This window comes from Vibrio sp. Vb1018 (genome assembly GCF_033338775.1).
GTDB classification, from domain to species: domain Bacteria; phylum Pseudomonadota; class Gammaproteobacteria; order Enterobacterales; family Vibrionaceae; genus Vibrio; species Vibrio alginolyticus.
In genome coordinates, this window is record NZ_JAWOTI010000031.1 from 1 (window position 1) to 15852 (window position 15852).

17 protein-coding genes are annotated in these 15852 nt (G+C 44.4%); 4 read left to right on the plus strand and 13 right to left on the minus strand.

Annotated features, from left to right (window positions below):
• Positions 1-485: 485 nt before the first annotated feature.
• The 7 genes from R7Z10_RS22025 to dusA form a co-directional block, all read right to left on the minus strand.
• Positions 486-1265, minus strand: a complete 780-nt coding sequence (locus R7Z10_RS22025) for a phosphoadenylyl-sulfate reductase (protein WP_005382748.1) — start codon at positions 1263-1265, stop codon at positions 486-488.
• Positions 1258-2994: an assimilatory sulfite reductase (NADPH) hemoprotein subunit gene (gene cysI / locus R7Z10_RS22030; RefSeq protein WP_005382750.1), complete on the minus strand. Its 1737-nt coding sequence runs from the start codon at positions 2992-2994 to the stop codon at positions 1258-1260. The genes R7Z10_RS22025 and cysI overlap by 8 nt, the downstream gene beginning before the upstream one ends.
• Complete coding sequence (locus tag R7Z10_RS22035; RefSeq protein WP_213880920.1) at positions 2994-4865, minus strand: assimilatory sulfite reductase (NADPH) flavoprotein subunit; 1872 nt, start codon at positions 4863-4865, stop codon at positions 2994-2996. The genes cysI and R7Z10_RS22035 overlap by 1 nt, the downstream gene beginning before the upstream one ends.
• Before the next feature lie 117 nt (positions 4866-4982).
• The gene (locus tag R7Z10_RS22040) at positions 4983-5213 is read right to left on the minus strand and encodes a hypothetical protein (protein WP_005381264.1); all 231 of its coding nucleotides are present in this window, start codon (positions 5211-5213) and stop codon (positions 4983-4985) included.
• A 157-nt stretch (positions 5214-5370) separates the two neighbouring features.
• Positions 5371-6030, minus strand: coding sequence for a TIGR04219 family outer membrane beta-barrel protein (locus R7Z10_RS22045; protein WP_318105951.1), 660 nt, complete (start codon positions 6028-6030; stop codon positions 5371-5373).
• A gap of 98 nt (positions 6031-6128) precedes the next feature.
• Positions 6129-6344: an envelope stress response protein PspG gene (gene pspG / locus R7Z10_RS22050; protein ID WP_005381266.1), complete on the minus strand. Its 216-nt coding sequence runs from the start codon at positions 6342-6344 to the stop codon at positions 6129-6131.
• Positions 6345-6508: 164 nt separating this feature from the next.
• The gene (dusA, locus tag R7Z10_RS22055) at positions 6509-7489 is read right to left on the minus strand and encodes a tRNA dihydrouridine(20/20a) synthase DusA (RefSeq protein WP_017821727.1); all 981 of its coding nucleotides are present in this window, start codon (positions 7487-7489) and stop codon (positions 6509-6511) included.
• 321 nt (positions 7490-7810) lie between these two features.
• Here dusA and zur point away from each other — a divergent pair, with 321 nt between their 5' ends.
• Together zur and R7Z10_RS22065 are read left to right on the plus strand one after the other, a co-directional pair.
• Positions 7811-8275: a zinc uptake transcriptional repressor Zur gene (gene zur / locus R7Z10_RS22060; protein WP_005381268.1), complete on the plus strand. Its 465-nt coding sequence runs from the start codon at positions 7811-7813 to the stop codon at positions 8273-8275.
• A gap of 9 nt (positions 8276-8284) precedes the next feature.
• Positions 8285-8746 (plus strand): chemotaxis protein CheX, encoded by a 462-nt coding sequence (locus tag R7Z10_RS22065; RefSeq protein ID WP_005381269.1) that lies wholly within the window; start codon positions 8285-8287, stop codon positions 8744-8746.
• Positions 8747-8845: 99 nt separating this feature from the next.
• On the opposite strand, the gene pgi is transcribed toward R7Z10_RS22065, so the two are convergent.
• Positions 8846-10498 (minus strand): glucose-6-phosphate isomerase, encoded by a 1653-nt coding sequence (gene pgi / locus R7Z10_RS22070; RefSeq protein WP_005381270.1) that lies wholly within the window; start codon positions 10496-10498, stop codon positions 8846-8848.
• Positions 10499-10803: 305 nt separating this feature from the next.
• Between pgi and R7Z10_RS22075 the strand changes: the two genes are divergently transcribed.
• The gene (locus tag R7Z10_RS22075; RefSeq protein ID WP_005381271.1) at positions 10804-11223 is read left to right on the plus strand and encodes a secondary thiamine-phosphate synthase enzyme YjbQ; all 420 of its coding nucleotides are present in this window, start codon (positions 10804-10806) and stop codon (positions 11221-11223) included.
• A 38-nt stretch (positions 11224-11261) separates the two neighbouring features.
• Here R7Z10_RS22075 and alr read toward each other — a convergent pair whose 3' ends face one another.
• Both alr and R7Z10_RS22085 read right to left on the minus strand, forming a co-directional pair.
• Positions 11262-12338: an alanine racemase gene (gene alr / locus R7Z10_RS22080; protein ID WP_318105964.1), complete on the minus strand. Its 1077-nt coding sequence runs from the start codon at positions 12336-12338 to the stop codon at positions 11262-11264.
• 13 nt (positions 12339-12351) lie between these two features.
• Positions 12352-13752, minus strand: a complete 1401-nt coding sequence (locus tag R7Z10_RS22085) for a replicative DNA helicase (RefSeq protein ID WP_318105953.1) — start codon at positions 13750-13752, stop codon at positions 12352-12354.
• Positions 13753-13973: 221 nt separating this feature from the next.
• Between R7Z10_RS22085 and R7Z10_RS22090 the strand changes: the two genes are divergently transcribed.
• Positions 13974-14738 (plus strand): DUF481 domain-containing protein, encoded by a 765-nt coding sequence (locus R7Z10_RS22090; protein ID WP_005381276.1) that lies wholly within the window; start codon positions 13974-13976, stop codon positions 14736-14738.
• 77 nt (positions 14739-14815) lie between these two features.
• On the opposite strand, the gene rplI is transcribed toward R7Z10_RS22090, so the two are convergent.
• Genes rplI through priB form a run of 3 tightly spaced genes read right to left on the minus strand, consistent with a single transcriptional unit; the run spans position 14816 to position 15848 of the window.
• Entirely contained in the window at positions 14816-15268 is a 453-nt protein-coding gene (rplI, locus tag R7Z10_RS22095) for a 50S ribosomal protein L9 (protein WP_005382760.1), read from the minus strand.
• Between the two features lie 33 nt (positions 15269-15301).
• On the minus strand, positions 15302-15529 hold the full coding sequence (rpsR, locus tag R7Z10_RS22100; RefSeq protein WP_000090472.1) for a 30S ribosomal protein S18: 228 nt from the start codon (positions 15527-15529) through the stop codon (positions 15302-15304).
• Positions 15530-15545: 16 nt separating this feature from the next.
• Complete coding sequence (priB, locus tag R7Z10_RS22105) at positions 15546-15848, minus strand: primosomal replication protein N (RefSeq protein WP_005381298.1); 303 nt, start codon at positions 15846-15848, stop codon at positions 15546-15548.
• Positions 15849-15852 lie beyond the last annotated feature (4 nt).

A 15852-nucleotide genomic window follows, 5' to 3' on the forward strand; every position in this document is an offset into this window, starting at 1 on the left:
TGAAACCTAATTTGATACCGAAGTATCGAATTGGATTATCATCAACGAGTGCCCACACAGATTGATAGGTCTATATTGTTAAAGAGCAACTCTTCTTTGTGATTGACATCACTTCGGAAGAGGCGGCCATTCTAGCGATATAATTTATTGTGTCAAACACTTTCTTCAAATTATTTCGTTTTTCTTTTCAGCCTTATCAACTTCGCTTAAACCCTTGTGAGCCCTTGCCCTGTCGACGAGGAGGCATTATAGAGATCGCGCTCACATTGGCAAGTGTTATTTTTCAAAAATTGCAAAAATAATGGTTAAACGATGAGTTTTCGATCAAACCTTTATTTATTCAACTTTACCCCAAACTCTCACACAACTTATCCACAGAGTTGTTCTTTGAGACGTATTTTTCAAGTACCATAAATAAAGAAAGCTGCTTTATTGCAGCTATCTTTATTAAACTTAACCTAAACTCTATTTAAAGAGCATTATGGCTATATGCCAGACCCATCTTGTTCAGAGCCATCATCTTCGTGTAGGCCACATTCTCGCTTTAAGCCAAAGAATCGAGTTTCTTCCTCTGACATTCCCGGCTCCCATTTACGAGTGGTATGTGTATCACCAACTGAAAGGTAACCTTCATCCCATAATGGGTGGTATTTAAGGCCGTGTTGTTCTAAGTAGTAATGAACGTCTTTATTAGTCCAATCAATTACTGGTAGAAATTTAAACACACCGTTCTGAATTGATAGAATCGGTAAACCTGCACGAGATTTACTTTGCTCTCGACGCAATCCAGAGAACCACGTTCCAACATTAAGCTCTTTTAACGCTCGACGCATCGGCTCAACTTTATTGAGCTTGTTGTATTTTTCAATTCCCTCTACACCCTGCTCCCATAATTTTCCATATCGAGCTTCTTGCCAATTCGCACTTTCTTTGGCTCGATAAACTTTTAAATTTAGGTTGAGAGCATCTGTCAGCTCATCGATAAATCGGTACGTCTCAGCAAACAGGTAACCAGTATCGGTTAGAATGACGGGGATGTCCGCTTTGGCGCGAGTAACTAAATGAAGCATAACCGCGGCTTGAATACCAAAACTAGAAGAAACCGCGAACTCGCCTTCTAGATTATCTAAAGCCCACGCTACTCTCTCTTGTGCTGAAAGCTTTTCGAGCTCGACATTAATTTGAGCAAGACGGAGGATTTGCTCCGTCTTTGTTAATGTCAGTAACTCTGTGAGCTCCAGCTTGGATGCTACAGAATCAAGCATGAAAGTCCCTCTTTGATACGAGCACTTCTTGGATAATGCCAGCACGAATAGTGAAATCGCCAAAGGCTTCGCCTTCTTCACGCTCTTTCGACCATCGAGCCACCAGCAGATCAATCTCTTCTAAGATTTGCTTATCCGTGATGTTCTCTTTATACATTTTTGGTACTCGAGTACCGGCACGGTTACCACCTAGGTGCAAGTTGTAACGACCCGGCGCTTTGCCAACTAGACCAATTTCAGCCAACATTGCGCGACCACAGCCATTTGGACACCCAGTTACACGCAAAATGATGTTGTCATTTTCTGGTAGGTTGTGCTTCTCCAGAATCCCCTCCACATCAGTAACAAACTGAGGAAGGAAACGTTCAGCTTCTGCCATCGCTAGCGGACAAGTTGGAAAAGCAACACAAGCCATTGAGTTCTTACGCTGTTCACTTACGCCGTCGTCCATTAAGCCATGTTCACGAGCGATCTTTTCAATCTTCGCTTTTTCGTTTTTAGGTACACCCGCAACAATTAGGTTTTGGTTTGCTGTCATGCGGAAATCGCCTTTGTGGATTTTGGCAATTTCAGCAACACCCGTCTTAAGTGGTTTACCTGGAAAGTCTAATAAGCGACCGTTTTCGATGAAAAGCGCTAGATGATATTTACCATCAATTCCTTCTACCCAGCCAATACGGTCACCACGTTCTGTGAATTCATATGGACGGCTTTGCTCAAACTTAACACCAGCACGTTTCTCGACTTCCGCTTTAAAGACATCGCTACCTACACGATCCAATGTGTATTTGGTTTTTGCGTTCTTACGGTTTGAACGGTTACCCCAGTCGCGCTGAGTTGTTACTACAGCTGCGGCAACATCAAGTGTCTTGTCCAGCGGAATAAAGCCAAAGTCGTCAGCGCGGCGCGGATAAGTTGATGTATCGCCATGCGTCATCGCTAAGCCGCCGCCGACCAGGACGTTAAAGCCTACCAGCTTACCGTTATCTGCAATCGCTACGAAGTTGAGATCGTTAGCGTGTACATCTACGTCATTTTGCGGTGGGATAACCACTGTAGTTTTAAACTTACGTGGTAAGTAGTTCTTGCCTAGAATCGGTTCGTCTTCTTCCGTGCTTTCTACTTTTTCACCGTCTAGCCAAATCTCTGCATAAGCGCGCGTCTTTGGTAATAGATGCTCACTGATCTTCTTCGCCCATTCGTAAGCTTCTTGGTGTAACTCTGACTCCACTGGGTTAGTGGTACACAACACGTTACGGTTTACATCACCCGCGGTTGCAATCGAATCAATGCCAATACTGTTGAGCGTTTGATGCATCAACTTAATATTGGGTTTTAATACCCCATGAAACTGGAACGTTTGGCGAGTCGTCAGACGAATACTTCCATATAAAGAGTGCTCCGTTGCGAACTTGTCGATCGCTAACCATTGCGTTGGCGTGATGATGCCTCCAGGCATACGAGCACGAAGCATCACATTATGTAATGGTTCCAGTTTTTGCTTTGTGCGTTCATTACGGATATCACGATCGTCTTGTTGATACATACCGTGGAAACGAATTAACTGGAAGTTGTCGGCAGTAAAGCCACCAGTAATACGGTCCTGTAAATCTTGCTCAATGGTGCCACGTAATAAGTTGCTTTCTCGCTTCAGGCGCTCGTTATCAGATAGCGGCCCTAACTCTTCACCTAATACAACCTGCTTATTATTGTCCGTAGAAAAAGTCATTAGTACACATCCCTCTGATAACGTTTCGCTTTACGTAGGTCATTAATAAATTGTTCTGCATCGTCACGCGGCATCTTGCCTTCTTGTTCAGCAACGATAACCAATGCGTCGTGCACATCTTTTGCCATACGCGTTGCATCACCGCAGACATAGATATAAGCGCCTTCTTGGATCCACTGCCACACTTGAGCTGCGTTTTCTAAGATGCGATGTTGTACGTAAACCTTTTCTACTTGGTCACGACTAAAGGCAACATCCAATCGGCTTAGTACTCCTGACTTGAGATACTTTTGCCATTCCACTTGGTACAAGAAGTCTTGAGTGAACGTGCGATCACCAAAGAACAACCAGTTTTTGCCTTCAGCATCGCGGTTTTCACGTTCCTGAATAAAGCTACGGAATGGTGCGATCCCTGTGCCAGGACCAACCATGATAATTGGAGTACTATCATCTTCCGGCAGTTTAAAGTTGTTGTTATGCTCAACAAATACTTTAACTTCATCTCCCTCTTCGAGACGCTGTGCTAAGAAACTAGACGCACCACCATATCGTTTTTCGTCGTTTTGTTCGTACTCAACCAAAGCAACCGTTAGGTGTACTTCTTCATCGACCTCTTCTTGGCTTGATGCAATAGAGTAAAGGCGTGGAGTAAGACGACGAAGCAAACCAATCAACTCATCTGCGGTTAACTTGGTTTTCTTTTCTGCCAGTACATCAACGATTTGAGTATTTGCAGAGTACTCGCGAAGCTTATCTTTATCTTCAACTAACTTTTGTAGCTTCTTGCTACCGGATAACTCGGCAAACTTTGTGATGAGCTGCGGGTTAGATGTTGTGATTTCATATTTACTCACGAGAGCACTGTGGATTGACAAGCTTTCACCATCAACGTCAACAGTCTCAACCCCAGACAAACCGACCTTACCAAGAATGGCATTTGCAAGTTCCGAGCTATTTTCAAACCACACACCTAGTGCATCACCTGGCTGATACGTTAAGCCCGAGCCTTCTAAGTCGATTTCTATATGACGAACGTCTTTTCCAGAGTCACGGCCCGTGATTTTTTGACTGGTCAGTAACGTCGCAGTGTACGGATTTTGTTTATTGTAAGGAGAGTGCGCAGTCGCAGCTTGACCCACTGGAAGTTGAACCACATCCGCTTCAGAGCCAGAAGAAAGTGTATCTTTTACCTTGTCTAACGCATTCTTACGCCATTCAGTTGCGGGGGCTTCATAATCCACATCGCAATCAAGACGCTCGATAAATGGAGTCGCGCCTAGCTTTGATAGGTAAGTGTCGAAGTCTTTACCGGTCTGACAGAAGAACTCGTAGCTAGAATCTCCCAATGCAATAACACCATATTGCAGGTTTGGCAGCTTAGGAGCCTTCTTCGATTGCAAAAACTCATGTAGCTCAATGGCATTGTCTGGCGCTTCGCCTTCGCCGTTAGTCGATGCCACAATAATGACATGCGTTTCTTTGGCTAAGTTTTTACCTTTGTAATCGCTTGCATCAAAAAGTTCGACTGCAATTCCTTCTGCTTTTGCTTCCTGTTCCAGAGCTTCAGCAACACCTTTAGCATTGCCCGTTTGGGAAGCAAAAATAATACTCAACTTACCTGCTGGCTTCGCTGATACGGCTGCCGTTGCTTGTGCAATTGGCGTTACCGCTGTGTTTGGTTGATTTTGAGCTAATCCCCAAAAATACCCACTGACCCAAGCAAGTTGCTGTGAAGACAACTCAGAGACAGTTTGTTGGAGTGAGCTAATTTGTTGGTCATTCAGAGGGCTTGTGATTGGAGGATTTCCTCCTTGCCCATTATTATCTTCAGACACATTCTTGTGAGAATACTCATTCTTTTGAAAAGACATTATCACGACATCCCTATTCATTGCGTGACGATAGAGTACCCACTCTCCTTAATAACAAGAAAGAATAGAAGTGAATGTTTTATAACTTTTTGGAAGTAAGAACGGCTTACTTTTTGCTCATCGATCTTCAATGCGGACTTGTTGAAAGCCTACTGCCATTGCCGATTTTGACGCAGTATCCAAATCTTCATAAAGACATTCTTCGCCGTGACTGTCCGTTAGAAAAACAAAACCACCGCGCGCATGTCTGAACTCTACAACCCAACCACCCTCTTGGATTGCAGGCTCAATAATCGCTTCGATAAGCTGATTTTCACGGAATAGATGTCTTAGTTCATTTATTGTCATCGCTATCCCTGCTTTAACTTTCACATTGCTCCTAGGTAAGCATGGTCTAAGTCAGCCAAATAGGGAGAAATTTCGATTAGATATAATGAAGTGATATAAAAAAACGCCGCTTATAAAGCGACGTTTTAAGTAAATCGAATATCTAACATGGCTGAATTTAGAACGCGTATTCCGCACTCACAAAGAAGCCGTTAGCAAAAATAAACTCTTTCCCTAGATCCGACATGAATTTATCGGACTCTAAATCAATCACACGGTAACCTCCACGAAAAGCCAGTCGAGCTTTTTCGAGCGGTACATTGTATTGAACACCTGCCATGAAATCGGTGCTTTTGATACCTTTGTTGTCACCAAAGTTTATCTCACCAATCACATCAAAGTTTGTATCCGGAACTTGAATTTCTGCGTAGCCATACCAAGCCCAAATCAGCTCATCAAATTCTTCTACACGCCTGCTTGAGCCAGCATCAATATATTTAGTGTCACTTAAATTACTGAACGTAAGACCCGCATCAAAGTGCAATAAATCATGCTCTAGAACGTGGTAATACAAGGTTAAATCGAGCTTATCGAACCCCATGTAATTCGCATCAACACTTGAGTAACGAAGGCGCGCATTAGGGACGTATTTAACATCATGTTCAATCGCCGCAAAAAAAGTGCCTGTGGTACTGCTATCTCGTCTCACTTCATTAACTTTAGTGTCGGCAGCCCATACCTCTGCGCCGACTTTTGTCGATACAGAGTACTCTGCAAAAACAGGAAAAGATACTGCCAACGATAATGCCGTTAAAGCGATGTTCGCTTTATTTGTCATGTAGTATTTACTCCGAGATAGCTGATATTCACGTAGAGGACGTGAGAGGAAATATACCATATTCTCACGCCTCTCCATCAACTAAATGATGTTACTCATTATTTATAGCGGGGCTGAGCAACGTAATTCTTGAAGAACCAAATACCCAATGCAATCACGATTAACCATGGTAATAGTTTGAGTACCGCTCCAACCATTCCCAGTAAAAACATCACAACTAACGCAATACCAGTTGCTGCGAATACGGTCATCATTGTGATACCCGTAACCAACAAGGTCGCCGCAAAGACTAAAATAAAGATTAGCTCCAACATAATCACTTCTCCATTTGTTTTCAATAAACAGAGCAGTTTCCATACCAACTTACAAAAACGAAGTTAAGATTATGATTTTTAATAAAAAAACAAAGTCAGAGGCATTTCTGCACTCTGGCTTTATCATTCTTTAGTTGGTAATTTTAGCCATTCACTGGCGAATTTTACACATTCAATTCTTTTGGAATCTTAGCTAGCGCGTCTTGCAATACTTCTAGACCAGAACCTGGTTTGTGCGCATTTTCACTGATATGACGACGCCATTGACGAGCACCGGGCATGCTTTGGAACAAACCTAACATGTGACGGGTAATGTGACCAAGGTACGCACCTTTCGCTAATTGCGCTTCAATGTATGGGTACATCTCTTCAACAATTTCGCTGCGTTTCTTCACTGGAGCATTAGAGCCAAACAACTCTTGGTCTACCGATGCCAGTAGATATGGGCTTTGGTATGCTTCACGACCAATCATCACACCGTCAAGATGCTGAAGATGTGCTTTTGCTTCTTCTAATGATTTCACGCCACCGTTAATCGCAATCGTTAGGTGTGAGAAGTCTTGCTTCAATTGGTAAGCGCGTGGGTAATCCAATGGTGGGATCTCGCGGTTTTCTTTTGGGCTTAAACCACTTAACCAAGCTTTACGAGCATGGATAGTGAACTGCTCACAGCCACCCTTTTCTGAAACAATAGAAACGAAATCCGTTAGGAACTCGTAAGAGTCTTGATCATCAATACCAATGCGAGTCTTGACTGTTACAGGGATATCGACCACGTCTTTCATTGCTGCGACACAATCCGCAACTAACTGCGGTTCAGCCATTAGGCAAGCACCGAAGCGACCGTTTTGTACGCGGTCAGATGGACACCCCACGTTTAGGTTAATCTCATCGTAGCCACGCTCTTGCGCTAGCTTGGCACACGTAGCCAAATCTGCTGGGTTTGAACCACCAAGTTGAAGGGCTAACGGATGCTCTTCTTCGTTATAAGCCAGGAAATCTCCTTTTCCATGAATGATCGCACCTGTCGTCACCATTTCAGTGTACAGCAGGGTTTCTTTGGTCATTAAGCGATGGAAGTAGCGACAATGACGATCAGTCCAATCTAACATTGGTGCTACGGAGAGCCTGCAAGAATGAGTCATGATATAAACACCCGTTTTTATGTTGCCAAGGTCGAGCGCAGCAGTACGCTCAAAAAATAAGTCGGGTATTGTATACCCAAGCACCTCTGGGTGCTAGTTTCAGCGAGAATGATTTGGTTGGCTGACTAGCCAAGTGCTTAGGAATACGCAGAAGTAATACGAATCTGTCATTCGTTGATTCATTCTGTGATGATTATTCCGCCTTCACACCACCACCGACTTGCTTTAATTCATGATTTTCGTTCTGATAGTGGGTAAAATGAAGCATTTCTAAACGAACTTCGTATAGAAATGATTTATCATAGAGCACGTCCGATAGTTATGGTGAAAGGTTTGAACCCAACAATCATTGAACAAATTGAAAGTATCTGCGCAGAGCGTGGAGTACGACTGACTCCGCAACGCCGACGCGTATTTGAACTCATTTGTTCTAATCGCCGCGCCTCAAGTGCGTATGAGCTATTGGAGCAACTAAAAGAGAGTGAGCCTCAGGCTAAGCCGCCCACTGTTTATCGAGCATTAGATTTTCTCCTAGAACAAGGCTTCATCCACCGAGTGGAATCGACAAATAGCTTTATTACTTGTTGTTCTTTCAATACTCAGCAGCACTTTTTCCAATTACTAATTTGCGATAAATGTGGTGATGTCGTTGAACTCGAAGATGAGACGCTGATATCCTTGTTAGCCGAAAATGCCGAGAAGCATGGATTCAAACTGACCAACCAAGTTATTGAAACTCATGGTGAATGCCAGGCCTGTTCCTCCGAGACGAAAGAAAAAGTATAGAAGAACGTTATGCGCGCTGAATTTGTAAACCCGTTTTTAGCTTCTTTAATGAACGTGCTAAAAACTATGGCTTCTCTTGAGCTGAAGCCACAAAAACCGCGAATCAAAAAAGATGAGATCGCACGAGGTGACGTTTCTGGTCTGATTGGTATGGTAGGCCCACAAACTCGTGGTTCAATGTCGATCACCTTTGATGAAGCACTCGCCCTAGAAATCATGCAGAACATGCTTGGTGAACGTCCAAATGGGCTCAATGAAGAAGTGACCGATATGGTGGGTGAGATCACCAACATGGTTACTGGTGGTGCGAAACGCATTCTGGCGGAAAGTGGTTTTGACTTTGATATGGCAACACCGGTTGTGGTTTCGGGCCGAGGTCATACGATTCGCCACAAGTGTGAAGGCTCAATTATTATCATGCCTTTCTCTTCCCAATGGGGAAATGCCTTTATCGAAATTTGCTTCGAATAAAAGAGAAAAAATAGGTTGGCACTGGCCAACCTATTTTGTTTTTGCCTCAGGCAATAAAAAGGTCAGCATTTGCTGACCTTTTCTTTATCTATTCAAACATTAAGCTTTGAACGCTTTAAATGCGTTGATTAGACCATTTGTTGAGCTGTCATGCGAGCTGATTTGAGACTCGTCTGCAAGCTCAGGTAGGATTTGGTTAGCCAGTTGTTTACCTAGCTCCACGCCCCACTGGTCAAAACTGAAGATATTCCAGATAACACCTTGTACGAAAATTTTGTGTTCGTACATTGCGATCAAGTTACCTAGCGTACGAGGCGTGATTTGCTTCACTAGAATAGAGTTTGTTGGACGGTTACCTTCAAACACTTTGAATGGCGCAATCGCTGCCACTTCTTCAGCATTCTTACCTACTTTCACCAACTCTTCTTTCACGGTTTCTTCATTTTTACCAAACGCTAGAGCTTCAGTTTGCGCGAAGAAGTTAGACATCAGTTTTTGGTGATGATCGCTAGCTGGGTTGTGGCTAATTGCAGGTGCAATGAAGTCACATGGGATAAGCTTAGTACCTTGGTGAATTAGCTGGTAGAACGCGTGCTGACCGTTGGTACCTGGTTCACCCCAAATGATTGGGCCAGTTTGGTAAGTTACAGCATTGCCGTCACGGTCAACGTATTTACCGTTTGATTCCATGTTACCTTGCTGGAAGTACGCCGCGAAACGGTGCATGTACTGATCGTAAGGCAGAATAGCTTCTGATTCCGCACCGTGGAAGTTGTTGTACCAAATACCGATAAGCGCAAGGATCACAGGGATGTTGCTTTCTAGATCTGTTGATACAAAGTGCTTGTCCATCTCGTGAGCGCCATCAAGCAGCTCAACGAAGTTGTCGAAACCTACTGCTAGTGCAATTGATAGACCGATCGCAGACCATAGTGAGTAACGGCCACCAACCCAGTCCCAGAATTCAAACATGTTCGCTGTATCGATACCAAATTCAGACACGGCTGTCGCGTTTGTTGAAAGCGCAGCAAAGTGCTTAGCCACATGAGCCTGATCACCCGCCGATTCTAGGAACCAATCACGAGCAGTGTGCGCGTTAGTCATGGTTTCTTGTGTTGTAAACGTCTTAGACGCGATCAAGAATAACGTCGTTTCTGGGTTAACTTTCTTCAACGTTTCAACGATGTGTGTACCATCAACGTTAGATACGAAGTGAAGGTTTAGATGATTTTTGTATGGCGCTAGAGCTTCCGTCACCATGTAAGGGCCAAGGTCAGAACCGCCGATACCGATGTTCACAATATCGGTAATTGCTTTGCCTGTGTAACCTTTCCATTCACCGCCGATAACGCGCTCAGTGAATGATTTCATTTTTTCTAGAACCGCGTTCACTGCTGGCATTACGTCTTCGCCATCTACCATAACTGGAGTATTAGCGCGGTTACGTAGTGCAGTGTGAAGAACAGCGCGACCTTCTGTTTGGTTGATCGCTTCACCACTGAACATCGCTTCAATTGCAGATTTCAGCTCGGTCTCTTTCGCAAGAGCAAACAGGTGCTTCAGAGTTTCCTCATTGATGAGGTTCTTTGAGTAATCGACTAGGATGTCTGAGCCGAAACGTGCAGAGTATTTGTCGAAACGCGCTGCGTCTTGAGCAAACAGCTCTTTAAGATCCATATCTTGTGCAGATTCGAAATGCGCCGTTAGCGCTTTCCAAGCTTGTGTTTGCGTTGGATTGATATTTTTCAACATGGTCTTTATCCCGATGTTACAGTAGGTTCCATTCCTTACAGTCTAGCGAAAACTGTGGAATCCCCGATTTAGCAAATAGAATATAAATTAGATGTTTGGGCAAATTGCCACAAAACAAGTCTTTGTAATTTTTTTTCAGGCGCCAATTATGACCGAGAGCTTTTACACTCACATTGAGTTAGGTCACGTTCCCTGCCCTGAAATTGAACATTCATTTACGATGACAAGAATCATATCATTTACTAATGACAGGCTCTAATTGGAATAGGATAGACGCCAATTTATAAATTTCCAAAGGAACACGTATGTGGGCACAAAAAACACTGCAATTAAAAGCGAGAAGCCGCGGTTTTCACCTGATAACTGATGAAATTGAACAACAATTACCACAAATAAACGAACTTTCAGTAGGTTTATTACACTTATTTATTCAGCACACCTCCGCCAGTTTGACCTTAAATGAGAATGCTGATCCAACCGTGCGTATGGACATGGAAGCGCACTTCAATAAGTTTGTGCCAGAGCGTGCTCCTTATTATCAGCACACCTATGAAGGTGACGACGACATGCCGGCACATATTAAAGCATCACTGCTTGGCAGTAGTGTGACGGTACCAATCCAAAATGGTCGATTAGCTTTAGGAACATGGCAAGGTATTTACTTGGGTGAGCATCGAGACTTTGGTGGCGGCCGCCGCGTTATTGCTACGATTAACGGTGAGTAGATAAAACAAAGGCTAACCTTGGGTTAGCCTTTCGTTGTTTATTTGGAGTATTCCATCTCGACGCGAGGCGTTAGCTTAGTCACGAGTTCATACGCAATCGTACCAATGTGACCCGCCACTTCTTCTACTGGGAGCTCTTTCCCCCAAAGAATCGCTTCTTCGCTGACTTTATCCGTTGCGTCTGGTCCCAAATCGACCGTCAGCATATCCATGGAAACTCGACCTGCAATAGGTACTTTACGGCCATTAACCCACACCGGCGTACCGTTTGGAGCACTTCTTGGGTAACCGTCGCCATACCCTACAGCGATGACCCCAACTTTTGTATCTCGCTCACTGGTCCAAATACCACCATAGCCAACACTTTCGCCCTTCTTCACTTCACGTACCGCAATAAGGTGGGATTTAAGTGTCATGACAGGCTGATACCCAAGATCTTGCGCCGTTTTGTCATCGAATGGCGACACACCATACATGATAATACCCGGACGAACCCAATCTAAATGGCTTTGAGGCCATGCCAATAACCCCGCAGATGCCGCCAGTGAACGTTCCCCTTGGCAACCAGAAGTCAACGATTTAAACAGCTCAATCTGTTGTGGGGTAATATCGCTATCCAGCTCATCTGCACAGCCAAAGTGGCTCATGTAACGCAACGGTTTCGCTACATTTGGACACTCCTTCAGCCGCGTTACAAAGTCGTCATATTGTTCAGGACGAACCCCAAGGCGGTGCATGCCACTGTCAATCTTCAGCCACACGACAACCGGAGTTTCAAGGTCTGCTTGCTCCAAGGCGATAAGCTGCTCTTCACAGTGCACCACGGTTTGGATGTTGTTCGTCACAAGAACAGGTAAATCACCAGGAGAGTAAAAACCTTCTAGCAATAGAATCGGCTTTACTACTCCACAAGCGCGCAGTTGCAATGCTTCTTCAATGCGAGCCACGCCAAACGCATCCGCATGGTTAGCATGTTTTGCGACATGACGTAATCCGTGACCATAACCATTGGCCTTGACGACAGCCATCACTTTACTTTGTGGCGCTTGAGCTTTTACGCGCTGTAAGTTGTGCTGCAACGCAGACAAATCAATGCACGCCTTGGCCGCTTTCATATAGCTCATGGAATTACTCATCATCAATATCGAATGCAGGACCCGCGTAGTTGTCGAAACGCGAATGTTGACCTTGGAAAGTGAGGCGAACAGAGCCGATAGGACCGTTACGCTGTTTACCAATAATGATTTCGGCCGTACCTTTGTACGGACTATCTGGGTGATAAACCTCATCACGGTAGATGAACATGATCAAGTCGGCATCCTGCTCGATGGAACCGGATTCACGCAAGTCCGAGTTTACTGGTCGTTTATCCGCACGTTGCTCTAGGGAACGGTTTAGCTGCGACAGTGCCACAACAGGCACATTTAGCTCTTTTGCCAGCGCCTTAAGAGAGCGAGAGATCTCAGCAATCTCAAGAGTACGGTTATCGGTTAACGAAGGCACGCGCATCAACTGAAGGTAGTCGACCATGATCATAGATAGACCGCCATGTTCACGAGCGATACGGCGAGCGCGCGAACGCACTTCGGTCGGAGTTAGACCAGAGCTATCATCAATGTACATATTTTTCTTCTGCATCAGGATACCCATAGTAGAAGAAATACGCGCCCAATCTTCGTCATCTAGCTGACCCGTACGGATCTTGGTTTGGTCAACACGAGACAAAGAGGCCAACATACGCATCATCAACTGTTCAGCTGGCATCTCTAACGAGAAAATAAGTACGGGCTTTTCTTGTTGCATGGCCGCATTTTCACACAAGTTCATTGCAAAGGTCGTTTTACCCATCGATGGACGCGCTGCGACAATCACCAAATCAGAGCCTTGCAAACCTGCGGTTTTCTTATTGAGATCGGTGAAACCGGTATCGACCCCGGTAACACCATCTTGTGGCGTTTTATACAACAACTCGATACGTTCTAACGTCTTTTCGAGGATGTTGTCGACGTTTTGTGGTCCTTCGTTTTCACTAGTTCGAGACTCGGCGATAGCAAAAACTTTACTCTCCGCCATGTCTATTAAATCTTCAGAACTGCGACCTTGAGGGTCATAGCCCGCGTCCGCAATTTCATTCGCGACACCAATAAGACCACGAACAATCGCACGCTCAGCGACAATATCAGCATACGCATTGATGTTAGCTGCACTTGGCGTATTCTTCGCCAAGTCAGCGAGGTAAGCAAAACCGCCTACATCTTCTAACAACTCGTGACGCTCTAGATATTCCGATAAAGTAATAAGATCGAGAGGTTTACCCGCTTCAAGAATGGTTTTTACACCTTCAAAAATCAGGCGGTGTGGACGACTATAGAAATCACTGCTCACAACACGTTCGGCAACGGTGTCCCAACGTTCATTATCCAGTAAAAGACCACCAATTACTGATTGCTCGGCTTCTAGTGAGTGAGGTGGCATTTTGATTGCGTCGACCTGACTGTCTGAAGGTTTGCGATTTCTGTTTTCCGCCATGACTTTGCTCGATAACTACTATTGACCCACGATTATAACCTTAACCTAGCTGAGATGCTTCCCCGAAGCGACAATTACTTGTTAAGAAATCATCATGTGAACCACCCGGGTAATAGCCTGGTTCTTCCGCCTAGCTCTAATAAAAATTAACCTACCATTGACCCAACCAAATATCTGTATCAGTATCATGCCCCTCCTTTTTGATTACGTTCGAGGTTGATGTGTCCCGATACTGGTTACTTAGCTTTAGCCTACTGTGCGCTAGTGCATCGTATGCTGACGAATCAGTACAGCCAGAGCAAAATATTGATGTACCCGACCCACTAAAAACCGAGGTGGAGTTCGGCTATCAAGCTCACACAGGTAACACGGACTCTCGTTCCCTGAATGCTCGTTTGAGTGCTGAATATACGTCAGGTCGACACCGTTCTAATGGTGAATGGAAGTACTACAACTTGTACAAAGACGGTGAAGAAGACAAACGCTCATCCACCTATTCCCTACAGAGTGACTACAAGTTAGGCCCTAAGACGTATTTGTATGGCAGCTTTAAAGGAGTGGATTCTCGCTACAGTGCTTATTTTAAAGACTATACGTTGTCAGGTGGTTTGGGTTACCAGTTCTCCTACACTGAGAACTTCATTTTAGAGGTAGAAGTAGGCCCTGGTTTTCGCTATCAAGAGCCAAACTTAGACGAAATAGATGATGACGATATTGTCTTTCCCGATATCGTTAGAGAAGGCATTTTTCGAGGAAATATCAACACAACTTGGCATGCGTTGGATAATTTAAGTTTCGCAGCTGATATTACGTTGGTAACAGGTAGAAGTAACACACGTACTGATAGTGAACTCAGTGTAACCAATGATATTACTGAAGATATCGCACTGAAACTGGCGCACTCTCGTCAGTATCACGATAAAGTGCCTGAAGGCTTAAGCAAAGCGGACAGCGTATTTTCCGTTAATTTACTTTTCGCTTTTTAACCCTTTTTCTCTCAGTTTTAGAAATAAAAAAAGCACCTCCGAGGAGGTGCTTTTTAGTATTTCGTCTTGATACTGAATTACTCAGCAGCAACAACTTGTAGGTTCACAGTTGCGAAAACTTCAGAGTGAAGTTGAACGCTGATCTCGAACTCACCAGTGTTACGTAGAGCACCTTCAGGAAGGCGAACTTCGCTCTTAGCAACTTCAACGCCTGCAGCTGTGATAGCGTCAGCGATGTCACGAGTACCGATAGAACCGAATAGTTTGCCTTCGTCACCAGCTTTAGAAGCGATAACTACAGCTTCTAGAGCGTTAACTTTCTCTGCGCGAGCTTCTGCAGCAGCTAGTTGCTCAGCAACTTTAGCTTCTAGTTCAGCACGACGAGCTTCAAACATTTCAACGTTAGCTTTAGTTGCCATAACTGCTTTACCTTGTGGGATAAGGAAGTTACGAGCGTAGCCAGATTTAACGTTTGCAGTATCGCCAAGACCACCTAGGTTACCAATTTTATCAAGTAGAATAACTTGCATTGCTTAATCCTCTTTCTTAATAAAATGAACCGATTACTGATGCTTGTCAGTGTACGGTAGTAGAGCTAGGTAGCGTGAACGCTTGATAGCACGTGCTAGTTGACGCTGGTACTTAGCGCTTGTACCAGTGATACGGCTAGGTACGATTTTACCAGCTTCAGTGATGTAGTTTTTAAGAGTTGCTACGTCTTTGTAATCAATCTCTTGTACGCCTTCTGCAGTGAAACGGCAGAATTTACGACGACGGAAGAAACGAGCCATGGGCTATCTCCTGATCTTAAATTTGAGTAATGTTGTCGGCGTGTAACACTAATTTTCCCACGCCATTTCGGCCGGTTTGATAAGTGACAAAACCACTTACCTTAATGTTACTGCCTTGAACTAAATTCTGAGTTAGTGCTTGTGACCCAAGCCCGCTGACGACTACCGGCATACGACAATAAACTTGTCGAGGTAAGTCAGCTTCGATAATAGTAGAGCGATGCTCCAGCCAAAACCGACAGTGTTCAATGCCACCAGGGCTTTTACTACGAATGGGCGGTTTGGCAATGGTGCCGCTCAGCTCCATTCGATTGGCCATAAGA

Coding starts and splice junctions, on each gene's coding strand:
- rpsR (WP_000090472.1), bottom strand. CDS start 15,529: ATGGCTCGTTTCTTCCGTCGTCGTAAATTCTGCCGTTTCACTGCAGAA.
- R7Z10_RS22035 (WP_213880920.1), bottom strand. CDS start 4,865: ATGTCTTTTCAAAAGAATGAGTATTCTCACAAGAATGTGTCTGAAGAT.
- pgi (WP_005381270.1), bottom strand. CDS start 10,498: ATGTTGAAAAATATCAATCCAACGCAAACACAAGCTTGGAAAGCGCTA.
- priB (WP_005381298.1), bottom strand. CDS start 15,848: ATGGCCAATCGAATGGAGCTGAGCGGCACCATTGCCAAACCGCCCATT.
- R7Z10_RS22065 (WP_005381269.1), top strand. CDS start 8,285: ATGCGCGCTGAATTTGTAAACCCGTTTTTAGCTTCTTTAATGAACGTG.
- cysI (WP_005382750.1), bottom strand. CDS start 2,994: ATGACTTTTTCTACGGACAATAATAAGCAGGTTGTATTAGGTGAAGAG.
- R7Z10_RS22045 (WP_318105951.1), bottom strand. CDS start 6,030: ATGACAAATAAAGCGAACATCGCTTTAACGGCATTATCGTTGGCAGTA.
- rplI (WP_005382760.1), bottom strand. CDS start 15,268: ATGCAAGTTATTCTACTTGATAAAATTGGTAACCTAGGTGGTCTTGGC.
- R7Z10_RS22025 (WP_005382748.1), bottom strand. CDS start 1,265: ATGCTTGATTCTGTAGCATCCAAGCTGGAGCTCACAGAGTTACTGACA.
- dusA (WP_017821727.1), bottom strand. CDS start 7,489: ATGACTCATTCTTGCAGGCTCTCCGTAGCACCAATGTTAGATTGGACT.
- R7Z10_RS22085 (WP_318105953.1), bottom strand. CDS start 13,752: ATGGCGGAAAACAGAAATCGCAAACCTTCAGACAGTCAGGTCGACGCA.
- R7Z10_RS22040 (WP_005381264.1), bottom strand. CDS start 5,213: ATGACAATAAATGAACTAAGACATCTATTCCGTGAAAATCAGCTTATC.
- pspG (WP_005381266.1), bottom strand. CDS start 6,344: ATGTTGGAGCTAATCTTTATTTTAGTCTTTGCGGCGACCTTGTTGGTT.
- alr (WP_318105964.1), bottom strand. CDS start 12,338: ATGAAAGCGGCCAAGGCGTGCATTGATTTGTCTGCGTTGCAGCACAAC.
- zur (WP_005381268.1), top strand. CDS start 7,811: ATGGTGAAAGGTTTGAACCCAACAATCATTGAACAAATTGAAAGTATC.
- R7Z10_RS22075 (WP_005381271.1), top strand. CDS start 10,804: ATGTGGGCACAAAAAACACTGCAATTAAAAGCGAGAAGCCGCGGTTTT.